Here is a 310-nt window from a genome sequence, read left to right as displayed (position 1 = left end):
TCGCAATTTCATGCTCTTCAAGCTTTACGTCACCTTGTTTTTCTTTAGGCGTCTTGTGCTGTGAATTGGTTGCGATAGATGGTGCGGTTTCAACGAACGCTTCGAACTGAGCAATGCCACCTTCAGCACGACACATACCAACAAACATCTCTTTGTTCGCAGGGGCAACCTTGCCGTCATCAATCGCAGCCTGAACCAGGTCATCGATTTTCTGATCGTCAATTTCTTTTAACTGAGCTTCAGCTGTCGCGGCGCGGTTCAGTGCAACGGTGTGGGTTTCAATTGGGATGAACTTAGTTAAGTCCGGCGT

General features: G+C 48.1%; 1 protein-coding gene. It reads right to left on the bottom strand.

From position 1 onward, the window contains the following. Positions 1 to 310, bottom strand: a 310-nt coding sequence (locus OW491_RS18100) for a phage protease (RefSeq protein ID WP_290037288.1), incomplete at both ends; no start/stop codon positions are given.

It is taken from the genome of Neptunomonas sp. CHC150 (genome assembly GCF_030397555.1).
Classification (GTDB): domain Bacteria; phylum Pseudomonadota; class Gammaproteobacteria; order Pseudomonadales; family Balneatricaceae; genus Neptunomonas; species Neptunomonas phycophila.
This window is presented reverse-complemented; position numbering and strand designations above follow the sequence as displayed.